This window comes from Dactylosporangium aurantiacum, assembly GCF_000716715.1.
In the GTDB taxonomy this organism is placed as follows: domain Bacteria; phylum Actinomycetota; class Actinomycetes; order Mycobacteriales; family Micromonosporaceae; genus Dactylosporangium; species Dactylosporangium aurantiacum.
In genome coordinates this window covers 222,344-238,681 of sequence record NZ_JNYJ01000011.1, presented here as the reverse complement: position 1 = coordinate 238,681, position 16,338 = coordinate 222,344, and the positions used below count along the sequence as shown (strand labels likewise).

General features: G+C 74.4%; 13 protein-coding genes. 6 read left to right on the top strand and 7 right to left on the bottom strand.

Annotated features, from left to right (window positions below):
* Positions 1–12 precede the first annotated feature (12 nt).
* From OP18_RS15555 to OP18_RS15535, 5 genes are read right to left on the bottom strand one after another with little or no spacing between them, the layout of a single operon-like run.
* Entirely contained in the window at positions 13–282 is a 270-nt protein-coding gene (locus OP18_RS15555) for a DUF2277 domain-containing protein (protein ID WP_033359562.1), read from the bottom strand.
* A complete protein-coding gene (locus tag OP18_RS15550) occupies positions 258–1,457 on the bottom strand; it encodes a nucleotide disphospho-sugar-binding domain-containing protein (RefSeq protein WP_052386773.1) in 1,200 nt (399 codons plus the stop codon). The genes OP18_RS15555 and OP18_RS15550 overlap by 25 nt, the downstream gene beginning before the upstream one ends.
* Positions 1,457–3,490 (bottom strand): alpha/beta fold hydrolase, encoded by a 2,034-nt coding sequence (locus tag OP18_RS52550; RefSeq protein WP_081970778.1) that lies wholly within the window; start codon positions 3,488–3,490, stop codon positions 1,457–1,459. Before OP18_RS52550 ends, OP18_RS15550 begins: the two co-directional genes overlap by 1 nt.
* A gap of 37 nt (positions 3,491–3,527) precedes the next feature.
* On the bottom strand, positions 3,528–4,268 hold the full coding sequence (locus tag OP18_RS15540; RefSeq protein WP_033359561.1) for an ROK family protein: 741 nt from the start codon (positions 4,266–4,268) through the stop codon (positions 3,528–3,530).
* 35 nt (positions 4,269–4,303) lie between these two features.
* Positions 4,304–5,665, bottom strand: a complete 1,362-nt coding sequence (locus OP18_RS15535; RefSeq protein WP_033359560.1) for a TrpB-like pyridoxal phosphate-dependent enzyme — start codon at positions 5,663–5,665, stop codon at positions 4,304–4,306.
* 136 nt (positions 5,666–5,801) lie between these two features.
* Here OP18_RS15535 and OP18_RS15530 point away from each other — a divergent pair, with 136 nt between their 5' ends.
* The 3 genes from OP18_RS15530 (at position 5,802) to OP18_RS15520 (ending at position 8,853) form a co-directional block, all read left to right on the top strand.
* Positions 5,802–6,518 carry a GntR family transcriptional regulator gene (locus tag OP18_RS15530; protein WP_033359559.1) on the top strand — a complete coding sequence of 239 codons (717 nt, stop codon included), beginning with the start codon at positions 5,802–5,804 and terminating at the stop codon, positions 6,516–6,518.
* An 84-nt stretch (positions 6,519–6,602) separates the two neighbouring features.
* On the top strand, positions 6,603–8,126 hold the full coding sequence (locus tag OP18_RS15525; protein ID WP_052386771.1) for an NCS1 family nucleobase:cation symporter-1: 1,524 nt from the start codon (positions 6,603–6,605) through the stop codon (positions 8,124–8,126).
* A gap of 4 nt (positions 8,127–8,130) precedes the next feature.
* Positions 8,131–8,853, top strand: a complete 723-nt coding sequence (locus OP18_RS15520) for an aspartate/glutamate racemase family protein (RefSeq protein WP_033359558.1) — start codon at positions 8,131–8,133, stop codon at positions 8,851–8,853.
* 16 nt (positions 8,854–8,869) lie between these two features.
* Here the strand turns inward: OP18_RS15520 and OP18_RS15515 are convergent, their stop codons facing one another.
* The gene (locus OP18_RS15515; protein ID WP_033359557.1) at positions 8,870–10,372 is read right to left on the bottom strand and encodes an IMP dehydrogenase; all 1,503 of its coding nucleotides are present in this window, start codon (positions 10,370–10,372) and stop codon (positions 8,870–8,872) included.
* Positions 10,373–10,653: 281 nt separating this feature from the next.
* Entirely contained in the window at positions 10,654–11,769 is a 1,116-nt protein-coding gene (locus tag OP18_RS15510) for a cellulose binding domain-containing protein (protein WP_033359556.1), read from the bottom strand.
* Positions 11,770–12,064: 295 nt separating this feature from the next.
* On the opposite strand from OP18_RS15510, the gene OP18_RS15505 reads away from it, so the two are divergent.
* The 3 genes from OP18_RS15505 to OP18_RS15495 all read left to right on the top strand — a co-directional run bounded on the left by OP18_RS15505 (position 12,065) and on the right by OP18_RS15495 (position 16,326).
* On the top strand, positions 12,065–14,347 hold the full coding sequence (locus OP18_RS15505; RefSeq protein WP_033359555.1) for a glycosyl hydrolase family 18 protein: 2,283 nt from the start codon (positions 12,065–12,067) through the stop codon (positions 14,345–14,347).
* A gap of 136 nt (positions 14,348–14,483) precedes the next feature.
* Positions 14,484–15,011 (top strand): hypothetical protein, encoded by a 528-nt coding sequence (locus tag OP18_RS15500; protein WP_033359554.1) that lies wholly within the window; start codon positions 14,484–14,486, stop codon positions 15,009–15,011.
* On the top strand, positions 15,001–16,326 hold the full coding sequence (locus tag OP18_RS15495) for an MAB_1171c family putative transporter (protein WP_033359553.1): 1,326 nt from the start codon (positions 15,001–15,003) through the stop codon (positions 16,324–16,326). Before OP18_RS15500 ends, OP18_RS15495 begins: the two co-directional genes overlap by 11 nt.
* Positions 16,327–16,338 lie beyond the last annotated feature (12 nt).

Genomic DNA, 16,338 nt, shown 5'->3' with positions numbered 1-16,338 from the left:
GCTGCGGCGTTCCTACCGCCCGTAGCGTTCGGCGGCGCGCGCCTTCGCCTTGGCGGCCTCGACCTCGCGGTCCCGCGGCGGCGCCGCGGTGACCAGGGTGCCGAGCAGCTCACGGGTGGCGGCGGCGACCGCGGCCACGGCCGCGTCGAAGGCGGCCTGGTTGGCCTGCGACGGGCGGGTCATGCCGCTGACCTTGCGCACGTACTGCACGGCGGCGGCCTCGATCTCGTCCTCGGTCGCCGGCGGCTCGAAGTTGTTCAGTACCCGGATGTTCCTGCACATGCGTCCACCATGCCAGGCCGGGCCCGGTCCGTCAGTCCCGGCGCCCCCGCGGGTCCGGCGGCGCCCGCCAGGCCGGCGAGGGTGGCGGCGACGTCCGGCGGGGCGGGCAGCGCGGCGATCTCGTCGCGGACCCGGCCGGCGCGGCGGGTGACGGCGGTGTCGGCGAGCAGCGCCCGGACGGCGGCGCGGACCGCCGCCGGGGACCGGTCGGCGAACGCGACGCTGCGCGCCACCCCGGCGGCGGTGAGCCGCTCGGCGATGCTGAACTGGTCGCACATCTGCGGCAGGACCAGCTGCGGGCGGCCGGCGCCGAGGGCCGCCATGGAGCTGCCGGAGCCGCCGTGGTGCACGAACAGGTCGCAGGTCGGCAGCAGCAGGTGGTGCGGCAGCCAGCCGACGCGGCGGGCGTTGGCCGGCAGGTCGTCGATGCCGTGCACGCCGGCGCCGCTGACGACGACCTCGACGTCCAGGTCGCGCATGCCTTCCACGGCGGCGGTGAGCCCGTCGACGCCCTCCGGGATCGGCACGGTGCCCATGGAGACGCAGACGCGGGGGCGCCGGCGCGGCGCGTACAGCCACTCCGGCAGCGTGCAGCCGCTGTTGTACGGCACGTACCGCATCGGCAGGCCACCCGCGGCGCCGGCGGCGCGCAGCGACGGCGGGCACGTGTCGACCGTGGCCAGGGGCGCCGCGGCCGGACCGGCGACACCCAGGGTGCCGGCGAGGCGCGCCAGCCGGCCGGCGACGGCGGCGAGGGCGGCGCGGTGCACGCCGTCGGGGACCGGCAGCCCCCAGTGGTGCAGCACCCACGGGATGCCCAGCAGCGTGGCGGCGAGCGGCGCGGCGTACTCGACGGGTTCGGTGACGATCAGGTCGGGCCGCCAGGCGCGGGCGAGGCCGACCACGTCGGGGCCGGTCCGTTCGGCGATCGCGGCGAACACGGTCAGGTCGAGGGTGTCGTTGCCGCCGAGGCGCAGGTCCGCCGGCCACAGCTCGAAGAACGACGCGTCGCCGCCGACGACGGCGTGGCTGAGCCCGGCCCGGCGGATCTGCTGCCCCATCGACCGGGGCGCGGCGACGACGACCTCGTGGCCGCGCAGGTGCATCGCCCACGCGAGGGGCACCAGGGCGAACAGGTGCCCGGGCGCCGGGTTGACCGTGACCAGCACCCGCATCAGGCGGCCCCGCTCTCGTGCAGGCGGACGGGGAGGTCCTCGATGCCGCGCAGCACGGTGCCGGGCGCGCGGTACACCGCCGGCCCGGCGGGACGCAGCCCGGGGAAGCGGCGCAGCAGCATCGGCAGCAGCACCCGCGCGTGCGTGCGGGCGAGGGCGGCGCCCGGGCAGTAGTGCCGGCCCGCGCCGAAGGACAGCGCCGGCCGCGCCGTGCGGCGGGTGATCCGGAAGTCCCCGGGGTCGTCGGTATACGCGGGGTCCCGGTTCGCGGCGCCGAGGATGCCCAGCACCGCGGTGCCGGGCGCGACGGGTACCCCGCCGAGCTCGCGCGGCGCGGTCGCGATCCGTACCGCCATCTGCACCGGCGGGTCGAAGCGCAGGATCTCCTCGACGGCCCGCTCGGCCAGGCCCGGGTCGTCGCGCAGCAGCGCGGCCTGCGCCGGGTGGTCGAGCAGCAGCCGGGCGCCGAGCGTGACGAGGCTCGCCGGTGAGTCGTACGCCGCGCCGTAGAGCAGGGCCAGGTCACCGAGCAGCTGCTCGCCGCCGCCGGGCCGGTGCGCGCGGACCAGCGCGAGGAGCCCGTCGCCGTCCAGCGCCGCGAGGGTGTCGATGATCGTCTCACCGGCGGCGTCCATCGCGATGCGCTGCCGCGGCGTGATGAACGGCTCGAACGCGGCGCTGCCGGCCCGGGCGGCGGCGCCGACGCGCAGCGCGTCGGCGTCGGGGATGCCCAGCAGCCGCCCGGTGACCAGGGACGCGAACGGCACCGCGACGGCCTCGGCGAGGTTCACCGTCGCGCCCCCGCGCAGCCGCTCGGCGAAGCCGTCCAGGACCAGCGTGGCGACGGCGGCGACGTCGGCGGCCTGGACCGGGCAGCGGCCCGGGGTGAGCCGGCGGGCCAGGGCGGTGCGCAGCGGCAGGTGCGCGTCGCCGTCGCGCCAGCCGAACGACTGGTACAGGCAGCGCACCAGGCGGTGCTCGCGCCAGCCGGGGGTGAGCAGCTCGGGGGCCTCGCCGGCGCTGACGAACGCGGAATCTTGCAGGAGGCGGGCGCAGTCGGCGTACCGGGTGAGCACCACCGCCTCGGTCTTGCCGGGCAGCCGCACGCTCAGCACGGGGGCGACCCGGCGCAGCCGCTCGTATGCCGGGTACGGGTCGGGGTGCGCCGACGGCCGGACCAGGTCGACGAAGGTCCGCAGCGCCCGGCGCCGGTCGGTGTCGGCCCAGAACCCCAGCAGCGCCTCGACGGTGCGGCCGGGCTGCTCGAGGTTGGGGCTGTGCGAGGCGCCGTCGATGACGGCCAGGGCCGCGCCGGCCCGCTCGGCGTAGCCGGCGAACTCGCCGGCCGACCACAGCTTGCGGTCCCGGTGGCCGTGCATGACGAGCAGCGCCAGCCGGGTGGCGCGCAGCTCGTCGGCGCGGTCGGTCTCGCCGGCGAGGGCGGCGAGGGCGCCGCGGACGAACGCGGGGCGCATCAGCCGCAGCCGGGTGCGCCAGAACTCGCGCCGGGCGACGTCGTGCTCGGGGATGAGCCGCCGCACGACGGGCCACATGACGGCGTTGCCCCGCAGCGACAGCGTGTGGTCGAACCCGCCGAGGATCCTGCGGTGCGCCGGGCCGTCCATGCCGGGTCCGCTGCCGATGAGCGCGGCGGAGCGCAGCCGGTCCGGGGCGGCGAGGGCGGCGGCGCGCACCACGAACCCGCCGTAGGAGTGCCCGACGACGTGCGGCGGCTCCTCCCCCGCGGCGCCGACGGCGCCCAGCACGGCGATCAGGTCCCGGGCGTGCCGGTCGATGCTGTGGTCGTCGTCGCCGCCGTCGCTCGCGTAGTGGCCGCGGTAGTCGTACGCGTACGCCCGGTACCCGGCGGCGGCCAGGGCGGGCAGCAGCGGCAGGTAGTCCTCCTTCGAGCCGATGAGGCCCGGGCACAGCACGGCGGGGACGCCGGTGTCGACGGCCGGCGGCGGCACCGCGCGCAGCGCCGCCACGGCACCCCGCGACGTCTCCAGTACGTCGTCACATACCGTTGTCACTGCATCACAGTACGGTGATATCGCCGCACATCGGGTGTTACACGCCGATGAGCGTCCAGGCCCGGGAGCCGCCCCGGATCCCGGCCTGGTTCGCGACCAGGCGCACGTCGTCGGGCATGGCCACGACGAGGCGTTCGGCGTTGCCGCCGCCCAGGTACAGCCGGTCCCACCGGAACACCGGCCGCAGCCCGTCGACGATCCGCTGCACCCGCCGCGACCAGCGCCGGTCGCCGAGCCGCTGGCGCTCCAGCTCGCCGAGGACCCCGTCGTACGTGCGGCCCTTCGAGTACGGCGCGTGGGACAGCTCCAGGTGCGGGGCGAGCCGCCCCTCGTCGAACAGGGCGCTGCCCAGGCCGGTGCCGAGCGTCAGCACCAGCTCCAGGCCCCGCCCCTCGACGAGGGCCGCCCCGTGCACCTCGGCGTCGTTGAGCACCAGCACCGGCCGGGCGAACGCGCGCTGCAGCTCGGCGCGCGCGTCGAAGCCCTTCCACAGCGCGAACAGCTCCGGGTCGACCGGCGTGTGCGGCCCGGCCTCGTTCACGTAGTGCGGGGTCGCGACCACCACCCCGTGCCGGATCATCCCCGGCAGCCCCACGGTGACCCGGTCGGCGGCCGGCAGCCCCGCCGCGATGCCGAGCAGCGCCTCGACGAGCCTCGCCGGCGGCAGCGGGTACGGCGTCGGCACCCGCACCGGCTCGCAGCACAGCGTGTCGGTGTCGTCGACCACGGCGGCCTTGAGCCCGCCGCCCCCGCAGTCGACCGTCAGGGTCGTCACCATCGCAGCATTGTCGCAGCCCCCCGCCGGGCCACCCGTCAGGCGGGGACCCTCGGCAGGGCGGCGGTGGCCGCGGCGACGGCCTCGGCGGAGAGCTCCCGGTCCTGCATCTGGCCGGCCAGGAACCGCCCGTACGCCGGAAGGTCGAGGTGGCCGTGGCCGCACAGCGCGGTCAGGATCACCTTCGGCTCACCCGTCTCCTTGCAGCGCAGCGCCTCCTCGACGCAGGCGGCGAGGGCGTGCGTCGGCTCCGGTGCGGGGATGATGCCCTCCGTGCGGGCGAAGCGCACCCCGGCCTCGAAGCACTCCTGCTGCGTCTTGGCGACCGCCTCGATCAGGCCGAGCTCGTACACGTGCGACACCAGCGGCGCCATCCCGTGGTACCGCAGCCCGCCGGCGTGGATCGGGTCCGGGATGAAGTCGTGACCCAGCGTGTGCATCTTCATCAGCGGCGTCATGCCGGCGGTGTCGCCGAAGTCGTACGCGTACACACCCTTGGTCAGCGACGGGCACGCGGCCGGCTCGACCGCCCGGATCACCGGCGCCATCCGCCCTTGCAGCTTCTCGCGCAGGAACGGGAACGCCAGCCCGGCGAAGTTCGAGCCGCCGCCGGTGCACCCGACGATCAGGTCCGGCGCGACACCGGCCTTCGCCAGCTGCAGCAGCGCCTCCTCCCCGATGACCGTCTGGTGCAGCAGCACGTGGTTGAGGACGCTGCCCAGCGCGTAGTTCGTGTCCGCCCGCCCCGCGGCGACCTCGACGGCCTCACTGATCGCGATCCCGAGCGACCCCGGGCTGCCCGGGTCGGCCGCCAGCACCCGCCGGCCCGCCTCCGTGCGGTCCGACGGCGACGGGTGGATGGTGCCGCCGAACGTCTCGATCATCATCTTGCGGTACGGCTTCTGGTCATAGGAGGCGCGTACCTGCCAGATCTCCACGTCCAGCCCGAACTGCGCCCCGGCGAACGCCAGCGCCGTGCCCCACTGCCCGGCCCCCGTCTCGGTGGTGAGCCGGCGGATCCCGGCGGCCGCGTTGTAGTACGCCTGCGGCACCGCCGTGTTCGGCTTGTGCGACCCCGCCGGCGACACGCCCTCGTACTTGTAGAAGATCTTCGCCGGCGTGCCGAGCGCCTTCTCGAGGCGGTGCGCCCGGTACAGCGGCGACGGCCGCCACAGCCGGTACACCTCGAGCACCTCGTCGGGGATGTCGACGTACCGCTCCCGCGTGACCTCCTGCTCGATCAGCGCCGCCGGGAACAGCGGCGCCAGGTCCTGCGGTCCCACCGGCTCCAGGGTCCCCGGATGCAGCACCGGCGGCGGCGGCGCGGGCAGGTCGGCCATGACGTTGTACCAGCGGCGGGGCAGCTCGTCCTCGTCCAGCATGATCTTCGTGGCGGTCATGCCCTCGAAGCTAGAACGCGCCGCCGCGTCCCTGCGCCACTTTGCCCGCCCCGTCACTCCGCCGGTGCGGCCGCGGAGGGCTTCGAAACGTGCCGATAACCCGGCGGGGTTACCGTGAGCCGCACGGAGGTGGCGGATGGCCGGACCACGCCGCCGGTCGGTGCTGATCTCGCGCCTGGCCGGCAAGCCGCTGGGCAGCTCGCAGGGGGTGATCCTGGACGAGCTGCGCGCCTGCATCCTGGACGGGGAGGTGCCGCCCGGCTCGCCGATCCCCGTCGACGGGGTCGCCGCCGCGTTCGGGGTGAGCCGGATCCCGGTCCGGGAGGCGCTCATGACGCTCATCGGTGAGGGGCTCGTCGACCACCGGCCGCACCTGGGGTACCAGGTGGCGCGGATGACCGCGCAGGAGTTCGGCGAGATCTACCTGGTCCGGGAGGCCCTGGAGACCGCCGCGATGCGGGTCGCGGTGCGACACGCGACGGCCGAGGACGACGAGCAGGCGCGGGCCGCGCACGCGGCGCTGGAGGACGCGGTGGCGGCCGGCGACCCGCGGGCGCACCACCGGGAGAGCCGCCGCTTCCACCTGGCGCTGATCCGGCCGTGCCGGATGCGGCGGCTGCTGCACATGCTCGGCACCGCCTGGAACATGACGGAGCCGCTGCAGCCGATGGCGCACCTGCGCGACGCGGACCGGCAGCTGCTGCACCGCGACCACGCCGGGATGCTGGACGCGTTCACCGCCCGCGACGCCGACACGCTGATCCGCGTCTGTACCGGGCACCACCGGCGGCTGCAGGGGTTCATCGCGCTGCTGCCGCAGGACACGGGGCTGTTCGCGGAGCCCGACGGGTAGACAGATATATGTTCCGGCACATCCCGGTGAAACAGCCGCTTCCTAGCGTGGGCGCAACGAGCCGCACTACCTCGGGAGTTGGGGATGGCCGACACAGTGGCACGCGCACAGCAACCCGTCGCCGGAGACGGGCCGCAGGACCTGGTCGAGGCGGCCGGCATGCCGGTCGGCTCCGGCGTCGTCAAACCCGGCTACGACCCCCGCCTCACCAATGAGGACCTGGCGCCGCTGCGGCACCAGACGTGGGGCTCCTACAACATCTTCGCGTTCTGGATGTCCGACGTGCACAGCGTCGGCGGGTACGTCACCGCCGGCAGCCTCTTCGCCCTCGGCCTGTCCAGCTGGCAGGTGCTGGTCGCGCTGGTCGTCGGCATCACCGTCGTCTACTTCTTCTGCAACCTGGTGGCCAAGCCCAGCCAGGTGACGGGCGTGCCGTACCCGGTGATCAACCGGGTCGCGTTCGGCGTGCTGGGCGCCAACGTGCCGGCGATCATCCGCGGCGGCATCGCGGTCGCCTGGTACGGCATCCAGACCTACCTCGCCTCCGCGGCCCTCGACGTGGTGGTGCTGAAGCTGTTCCCGGGGCTCGCGCCGTACGCCGACGTCGACGAGTGGGGGTTCCTCGGCCTGCCCCTGCTCGGCTGGTGCTCCTACGCGCTGCTGTGGGTGCTGCAGGCGGCGGTGTTCTGGACCGGCATGGAGACGATCCGCAGGTTCATCGACTTCTGCGGCCCCGCCGTGTACGTCGTGATGATCGTGCTCGCCGGGTACCTGATCTGGAAGGCCGGCTGGGGCGAGATCGACCTCAGCCTCGGCGAGGTGAAGTACACCGGCCTCGACGCGGTGCCGGTCATGCTCGGCGCGATCGCGCTGGTCGTGTCGTACTTCTCCGGGCCGATGCTGAACTTCGGCGACTTCTCCCGCTACGGCCGGTCGTTCGCCGCGGTGCGGCGCGGCAACCTGCTGGGCCTGCCGGTGAACTTCCTCGCGTTCTCCGTCCTCGTGGTCGTCACCTCGTCGCTGACCATCCCGGTCTTCGGCGAGCTGATCACGGACCCGGTGCAGACGGTCGCGCGGATCGACAGCACGTTCGCGATCGTGCTCGGCGCGCTCACGTTCACCATCGCCACGATCGGCATCAACATCGTCGCGAACTTCATCTCCCCGGCGTTCGACTTCTCCAACGTCAGCCCGCAGCGGATCAGCTGGCGGATGGGCGGCATGATCGCCGCCGTCGGGTCGGTGCTCATCACCCCGTGGAACCTGTACAACAACCCCGACGTCATCCACTACACCCTGGAGGTCCTCGGCGCCGCGATCGGCCCGCTGTTCGGGGTGCTCATCGCCGACTACTACCTGGTGCGCCGGCAGGTCGTGTCCGTCGACGACATGTTCACCATGGACCCGGCCGGCCGGTACTTCTACCGGCGCGGCTACCACCCGCCGGCGATCGCCGCGACCGCCGCCGGCGCCGTCGTCGCCGTGGTGCCGGTGCTGTGGACCGGCGGGCCCGGCATGCACACCACCGCCCAGTACAGCTGGTTCATCGGCATGGCCGTCGGCTTCGGGGTGTACACCGCCCTCACCCGGCGCGCCCGGGCCGCCTGACGCCATGCGGATCGTGGTCGTCAACCCGAACACCACGGCGTCGATGACCGCTCGGATCGAGCGCAGCGCCCGGGCCGTCGCCGGCCCGGGCACCCGCGTCGACGCGGTCACGTCCACGATGGGCCCGGCGTCCATCGAGAGCCACTACGACGAGGCGCTCAGCGTCCCCGGCGTGCTCGCCGCCGTGCGGGCCGGCGGCGCCGACGGGTACGTGATCGCCTGCTTCGGCGACCCCGGCCTGGACGCCGCCCGGGAGGTCGCCGCCGCGCCGGTCGTCGGGATCGCCGAGGCCGCCATGCACGCCGCGGCGCTGCTCGGCCGCGGGTTCAGCGTCGTCACCACCCTGGACCGCACCCGGGGCCGGGCGTGGGACCTCGCCGGCCGGTACGTCGCACCCGGCGCGTGCCGGGGCGTGCACGCCTGCGACATCCCCGTCCTGGACCTCGACGGCGACCCCGCCGTCACCGACCGGGTCGTGGCCCTGGCGAGGGCGGCCCTCGCCCGGGACGGCTCCGACGTGGTCGTGCTCGGCTGCGCGGGCATGGCCGACCTGGCCGCCGAGGTCTCCCGGCGGGTCGGCGTGCCCGTCGTGGACGGGGTGGCGGCGGCGACGCTGCTCGTGCAGTCCCTGGTCACGCTCGGACTGGGCACGTCGAAGCACGGCGAGCTGGCGCCGCCGCCGCCGAAGCCCTACACGGGTGCCCTCACACCCTTCGGCACGGCCTGAAGCCCTGCCAGGGGTGCTACTGGCCGCTGCCGCCGGAGCCGCTGCGGAGGCGGACCTCGGCGCCGTTCTGCTCGTAGCTCTGCTGCGACACCTGGACCAGGACCGCGTCGCGGTGGAACGCCGGCACCGTCACCGCGCCGCAGCTGACCATGGTGGCGCGCAGCTTCGACACGGTGCGCGCGATGTTCGGGTACAGGCTGCCCGCGTACGGCACGTACCCGTCGACGCCCTCCTCGAACGGCATCTCCGTCTCGCCCTGGTCGTACCGGGCCACGTTGCGGGCCCGCTGCGACCCCTCACCCCAGTACTCCTTGTACAGCTGCCCGTCGAGGTTGACGAGGTTCGACGGGCTCTCGTCGAACCGGGCGAAGTACCGGCCGAGCATGATGAAGTCCGCGCCGAGCGCCAGGGCGATCGCCATGTGGTAGTCGGCGAGCAGCCCGCCGTCGCAGCAGACCGGCACGTAGACGCCGGTCTCCTGGGCGTACCGGTCCCGCTCGGCGACCACGTCGATCAGCGCGGAGGCCTGCCCGCGGCCGATCCCCTTCTGGTCGCGGGTGATGCAGATCGACCCGCCGCCGATGCCGACCTTCACGAACGCCGCGCCGGCCTCCGCGAGGTACCGGAACCCACGGCCGTCCACGACGTTGCCCGCGCCGACCGGGACGGCCCCGCCGAGCTCGCCGACCGCGTACTGCAGCGTGTTGCGCTGCCAGACCGAGTAGCCGTCGGACGAGTCGATGCACAGCACGTCCGCGCCCGCCTCGACCAGCGCCGGGATCCGGTCCCGGTAGTCGCGGGTGTTGACCCCGGCACCGACCCGGAACCGCTTGTCGTCGTCGATCGACTCGTTGCGGAACTGCTTGTGCAGCTCGTAGTCGCGGCGCAGCACGATCGAGGCGAGGTGCCCGTTGTCGGTGACGATCGGCAGCAGGTCCAGCCGGTGGTCCCAGATGAGCGTGTTCGCGTCCGACAGCGAGATCGTCGGCGGCGCCGTGACGAGCCCCGCCGCCGGCCGCATCCGCGACTCGACGGTGTCGTTGAGGTCGTGCCGGTGCGGGTGGAAGTCCGCGGTGGAGATCAGCCCGACGAACCGCCCGCCGGCGCTGCCGTCCTCGGTCACCACGGCGATGTCCCGCTCGGCGGCCCGCAGCAGCCGGCTCACCTCACCGAGCGTCGCCGACGGCTTCGTGTTGATGTCCGAGTGCCGGAACCCGGCCTTGTGCCGCTTCACCGCGCTCACCGACTCCGCCTGCTCGGCGATGCCCTGGTTCTGGTGGATGAAGCTCAGCCCGCCGGTCTGCGCCAGCGCGATCGCCAGCCGCGGCGACGACACCGCCTGCATGATCGCGCTCACCAGCGGCACCGCGATCCGCAGCGGCGACTCCCCGCCCACCGGGTACCGCACGATCGGCGTCGACAGGTCCACGTTGTCCGGGGTGCACTCCTCGGTGGTGAGGTTCGGCACCAGCAGGTATTCGTTGAGGGTCCGGGACACCTCGGGGAGGATCACGACCACGTGCCCGCTCCTAAAACACTCCACCGCCGCGCCTGACCGGCTGACCTCGTGGCGGGAATCTGGCTGGAATGCAGCAACACGCTACCAGCGCCGCCGCGACCGTCCGTCACCGCCATGCGACTGTCCCGACCGCGGGACGCCCCCGCCCCGCCGCCGGCGCCGGCCCTTCCCGTGAGCCTCACCCCGGCGGGTGACTCCCACCGCGATCGGCCGACGCCGGTGCTCGCGTTCCCGGGCCGGCCGGCGGCGCCGGGGAAGGTGGCGGCGCCGGCCGGGGTGGGTCAGCGGGTGGTGCAGGTGACCGGTGGGGTGCCGGGGGTGCCGGTGCCGATGAAGCCGTACGCGGCGGTGGCGCCGGGGGCGAGGGCGCCGTTCCAGGTGGCGTTGCCGGCGGTCGCGGTGGTGCCGGACTGGGTGACGGTGGCGCCCCAGGACTGGGTGATCTGTTCGCCGGCGGTGTACGTCCAGCGGGCCGTCCAGCCGGTGGTCGGGGCGGAGCCGGTGTTGCGGACGGTGATCTCGCCCTGGAAGCCGCCGGGCCACTGGCCGATGACCGTGTACGTGGCGGCGCAGCCGGGGACGGGGGGCACGCTGTCGGACGGCAGCGCCGACCGGGACGGGGACACCGACGCCGACGGCGACATTGACCGGGACGGGGACGGGGACGCCGACCGGGACGGGGACGCCGACGGGGAGACGCCGTCGAGGGCGCGGACGACGGCCGGCAGCCAGCGGTCGGCGATCTTGCGGTCGCCGGTCGCGTTGGGGTGTACGCCGTCGCCGGTGTCGGTGGCGGTGCTGAAGCCGGTCCACTGGTCGACGACGGTGACCGGGGAGGCGGCGGTGGTGCGGGAGGCGGCCCAGCCGGGGATGGCGGCGTTGAGGGCGACGACCCGCTGGGCGCATTCGGCGCAGCTGGACGGGTTCATGGGGATGATCTGGGCGACCAGGATCCGCATCGCGGGGTTGCTGGCCCGCATCTGGTCGACGAGCTTGCCGTACGCGGCGAGGATCGTGTCGACGGACCGGTTGCTCCACACGTCGTTGGTGCCGAAGTGCATGAGCACGACGTCGGGGTGGGTCGCGGACAGCCAGGCCGGCAACTGGTTCTGGTCGGCGACGGCGGTGACGAGCGCGCCTCCGTGGCCTTCGCCGTCGCCGTCGTAGGGCACGGCGCAGCCCTGCGGCGGCTGGGTGCCGACGAAGTCGATGTTGGTGTGGCCGCCGCTCTGCAGGTCGTTCCACAGCAGCGCCCGCCAGCAGCCCGGGTTGCCGGTGATGGAGTCGCCGAGGGGCATGATGCGCACCGCTGCCGCGGCGGCGGGGCCGGCCGGCAGCGTGAGGAGCAGCGCCGCGCCGACGACGGCGGCGGTGAGGAGCGCGAGGAGGGTCCGCATCCGGGCAGTAGAGCAACGCTGTTCGACGCCGTTCAATGCCCGGGACATTTGCCGCTGGTCCCGGGCGGTCCCGGCGTGAAGCTTTCACACCGGGACCGCCCGGTGAACCGTCAGGACGGGCACGCCTCGACCTCGTGGAGCCGGGCGGGAGTTCGACCCGCGGGTGCCGGGCGCCGACCGGGCCGAACGTGCCGGTGGTGACGTTGCCGCGGGGTGCGGAGGAGCGACATAGATGTCCTTGACTTTCTCGCATGGCGGCGCGGACTATTAGGAAACTTTCCTAAAGGAGGCACGAGTGCACCCCACCAGGCTCTTCGCCGCCGTCCTGCTCGCCGCCACCGCCGCGGTCGCGCTGCCCGGCCCGGCCCACGCCGCCGCGCCGGGGCTCACCGCCGCGTACTCCGCCACGAACTACGGCACCTACTGGGTCGACAAGTACGTGGTCAGCAATCCGACCGCCGCCCCGGTCACCGGCTGGACCCTCGAGTTCGACGTGCCCGCCGGGCTCACCGTCGGCACCGGCTACAACGGCACCGTCACCCGTGCCGGCAACCACGTCACCGTCGTCAACGCGCACTACAACGGCACCGTCGCCGCCGGCGGCACCACCGAGCCGTACAGCTTCTGGTTCATCGCCACCGGCACCGACGCCGAGCCGCTGAACTGCCGGATCAACGGCAACAGGTGCGACGGCGGCGCCGACCGCGCCCCGGGCGCCCCGACCGGCCTCGCCGTCGCCGGCCGCACCACCCGCACGGTCTCCCTCGCCTGGACGGCGGCCGCGCCGGCCGACTTCCCCGTCGCCGGCTACGACGTGTACCGCGGCGGCACCCTCGTCGCCTCGTCCACCACGACCGCGGCGACCGTCGCCGGGCTCAGCCCGCGCACCGCGTACACGTTCACGGTGCGGGCCCGCGACACCCGCGGCAACGTCTCCGCCGACAGCGCCCCGGTCACCGCCACCACGCTCGACCCGGCCGACGACACCACCGCGCCGCCGGCGCCGGGCAACCTGCGCGGCACCGCGAGGACGTCGGTCAGCGTCACCCTCGCCTGGAACGCGGTCACCGACCCCGGCGGGATCGCCGGCTACGACGTGTACCGCGACGGCACCCTCGTCGCCTCGTCCACCACGACCGCGGCGACCGTCACCGGGCTGGCGCCGCTCACGGCATACACGTTCACGGTGCGGGCCCGCGACACGTACGACAACGCCTCCCCCGCCAGCGCCCCGGTCACCGTCACCACCGACGACGCCGTCGGCGCCGGCAGCTACGCCAAGGTCGGCTACTTCGTGCAGTGGGGCATCTACGGCCGGCAGTACTTCGTGAAGAACCTCGACACGTCCGGCGCCGCGGCGAAGCTCACCCACGTCAACTACGCCTTCGCCAACCTCGACCCGGTGAACCTCACCTGCCTGCAGGGCGTCACCCGCGGCACCACCGCCAACCCGCAGGACCCGGACCAGGGCACCGGCGCCGGGGACGCCGACGCCGACTACGCCCGCCCGTTCAGCGCCGCGCAGTCCGTCGACGGCGTCGCCGACACCGGCTGGGAGCCGCTGCGCGGCAACTACCTGCAGCTGCGCAAGCTCAAGGCGAAGCACCCGAACCTGAAGGTGCTCATCTCGATCGGCGGCTGGACCTACTCGAAGTTCTTCTCCGACGCCGCCGCCACCCCGGCGTCCCGGGAGAAGCTGGTGCGCTCCTGCATCGACGTGTACATCAAGGGCAACCTGCCGCTGTACAACGGTGCCGGCGGGCCCGGCAGCGCCGCCGGCATCTTCGACGGCATCGACCTGGACTGGGAGTGGCCCGGGGCCGAGGGCCACGCCGGCAACCACTGGGGCGCGCAGGACAAGGCGAACAACACGCTGCTGCTCGCCGAGTTCCGCCGGCAGCTCGACGCGCTCGGCGCCACCACCGGCAAGCGGTACCTGCTGACCGCGTTCACCCCGGCCGACCCGGCGAAGATCGCGGCCGGCTGGGACATCACGCACGCCGACGGCACGCCGAGCGTCTTCGACTCCCTGGACTTCGCCAACGTGCAGGGCTACGACTTCCACGGCGCCGGCAGCGACAACTCGTGGGAGCCGAACCGCACCGGCCACCAGGGCAACCTGTACGGCGACGCGCAGGACCCGTACCCGTTCACGTTCAGCGTGCAGCGCGCGGTCGCCGCGTACACCGGCGCCGGGGTCAACCCGCGGCAGCTGACCATCGGGTTCGCCTTCTACGGCCGCGGCTGGCAGGGCGTCACCGCCGGCACGACCAACGGCGAGTGGCAGGCCGCGACCGGCGCGGCGCCCGGGCAGTTCGCGGAGGAGGCCGGCACCCGCGGCTACGCGAACCTCCTCGCCATGGTGCCGGGCTGCACCGTGTACCACGACGTGCAGTCGATCGCGACGTCCTGCTACACGGGGCCCGGCGGGCAGTGGTGGACGTTCGACGACACCTGGTCGATCGGGCAGAAGACCGCGTGGCTCAAGCAGCAGCAGCTGCTCGGCGGCATGGTGTGGGAGATGTCCGGCGACACCGCCGGCGGCACCCTGATGAACGCGCTGCACACCGGCCTGTGACCGGCCGCTGACCGGGCCCGGCCCGGTCGGGCCCGGCCCGGCGGGAGGCGGCCACCTCCCGCCGGGCGCACGGGTTCTTGCCGCGGCCGGCCGGGGCATATCGTGGAGCCGGTGTGCCACGAGGGTCGGAGCGGGGATGCGGCTGCGAGAGCTGGAGCGACAGGTCAGGGGGATGCTCGCCGGGCTGGCGGTCCCCGACCCGTTCGACCTGCGGGCGTTCTGCGCGTCCGTCGCCGCCGCCCGCGGGCGTGACCTGCACCTGCACCAGCTGCCGCGGGCCGGGGCCGACGGCACCGCGTGCGGGCTGTGGCTCGCCACCGACCGGGCCGACCACGTCTTCTACGCCGCCGGCACCGGCTGGCTGCACCAGCAGCACATCATCCTGCACGAGGTCGGGCACATCCTGTGCGACCACGTCGCCCCGCCGCCCGAGCCCGAGGACGTGACCGCCCTGCTGCTGCCGGACCTGGACCCGGCGACGGTCGCCCGGGTGCTGCGCCGCTCCTCCTACAGCGCGCCGCAGGAGCAGGTCGCGGAGATGTTCGCGACGATGCTCAACGAGCGGGCGGCCAGCGCCGTGGCCCGCCCGCCCGCCGACCCCGCCCTCGGCAACCTGTACGACGCCCTCGCCGAGCCGTTCCTGGTCGAGCGCCGTGGCCGTTGACGTCCTGGAGATCGTGGTCCTGGTCGCGTTCTGGGCGTTCACGATCTGGCGCTTCGCGACGCCGCAGACGCCGCGCGGCAAGGCCGTCCGGCTCGTCGTGCTGCTGGCGACGCTGTCGTTCACGTTCAACCGGCGGGAGATCTCGTACGCGACGGACACGCTGCTGCACGTGCCGGACATCTCGGTGCCGCTGAAGAACCTGGCGACGGTCGCCGCGTCCGCCGGCATGGTGCACATCGTCGGGCTGCTGTCGCCGGACCCGGCGCGGTGGGCGTGGCTGCGGCGCGCGGCGTACGCGCTGCTGAGCGTGACGGCCGTGGCCATGTGCGTGCTGTTCGTGCTGGCGCCGCGCCGCCCGGCCCGCTACGACTTCGTGTACGAGCACGCCGGCGAGCCTCTCGTCACCGCGTACGCGGTGCTCACCCAGCTCGGGCTCACCGTCGGGCTGGTCTGCGCACTGGTGCTGTTCCGCCCCACCGGGCGGGCGGGCGCGCCCGGGCCGCTGCGCACCGGGCTGTGGCTGCTGAGCGCCGCCGCGGTGGTCGGGCTGCTGTTCATGGCGAACCGGGTCGTCTACCAGGTCAGCCACGCCGCGGGCAGCAGGGCCCTGGACGGCACCGCCGCGCAGGACGTGTCCCGGGCGCTGCTGGCGACGATGCTGCTGCTCTTCGCCGCGGGCGGTGCGCTGCCCGCGCTCGGCGGGCTGCGCCGCTGGACGTCGCGGTACGTGGCGCTGCAGCGGCTGCGGCCGTTGTGGGCGCAGCTGTCCGCGGCCGCGCCGGGCGTCGTGCTCGGCGACCCGCCGGGGCGCCTCGGTGAGCTGTTCGCGCTGCGCAGCGTGGAGTTGCGCCTGTACCGCCGGGTCATCGAGATCCGCGACGCGCAGTGGCTGCTCGCCGGGCGGGCCGGCGACGGCGCCGAGGACGCGGCGGCCCTGCGGGCGGCGGTCCTCGCCCGGCGGCCCGGCGCCGCTGCCACCGCTGACGCCGGCGCAGGCCCGGCGACGCCCGGCACGGGCGCTGCGGGGCCGGTGTCGACCAGCATGGCGTTGTCCGGTGCGGCGTTACCGGGCGCGGATGCGGTGCGCGCGGCGTCCGGCGCGGACGCGGTGGGCGCGGATGCGTCAGGTGCGGCGGCGCACGGGGCGGTCGGCCCGCCGGGCGCCTCCCAGTCGGCCGGCGGGCCCGACGTCGACGCCGAGGTCCGGGCGCTGCTCGGCCTCGCGCGGCGCTACCGCGACGCGGCCGTGCAGGGTGTCGTGGCCACCCCCGTTCACTTCACCGGCCACAACGATCCGACCCGCCCGGGTGGATGACGTCAACTTCAG

Coding starts and splice junctions, on each gene's coding strand:
- OP18_RS15525 (WP_052386771.1), top strand. CDS start 6,603: ATGGCCGACACAGTGGCACGCGCACAGCAACCCGTCGCCGGAGACGGG.
- OP18_RS15535 (WP_033359560.1), bottom strand. CDS start 5,665: ATGACCGCCACGAAGATCATGCTGGACGAGGACGAGCTGCCCCGCCGC.
- OP18_RS15520 (WP_033359558.1), top strand. CDS start 8,131: ATGCGGATCGTGGTCGTCAACCCGAACACCACGGCGTCGATGACCGCT.
- OP18_RS15550 (WP_052386773.1), bottom strand. CDS start 1,457: ATGCGGGTGCTGGTCACGGTCAACCCGGCGCCCGGGCACCTGTTCGCC.
- OP18_RS15530 (WP_033359559.1), top strand. CDS start 5,802: ATGGCCGGACCACGCCGCCGGTCGGTGCTGATCTCGCGCCTGGCCGGC.
- OP18_RS15555 (WP_033359562.1), bottom strand. CDS start 282: ATGTGCAGGAACATCCGGGTACTGAACAACTTCGAGCCGCCGGCGACC.
- OP18_RS15540 (WP_033359561.1), bottom strand. CDS start 4,268: ATGGTGACGACCCTGACGGTCGACTGCGGGGGCGGCGGGCTCAAGGCC.
- OP18_RS15500 (WP_033359554.1), top strand. CDS start 14,484: ATGCGGCTGCGAGAGCTGGAGCGACAGGTCAGGGGGATGCTCGCCGGG.
- OP18_RS15510 (WP_033359556.1), bottom strand. CDS start 11,769: ATGCGGACCCTCCTCGCGCTCCTCACCGCCGCCGTCGTCGGCGCGGCG.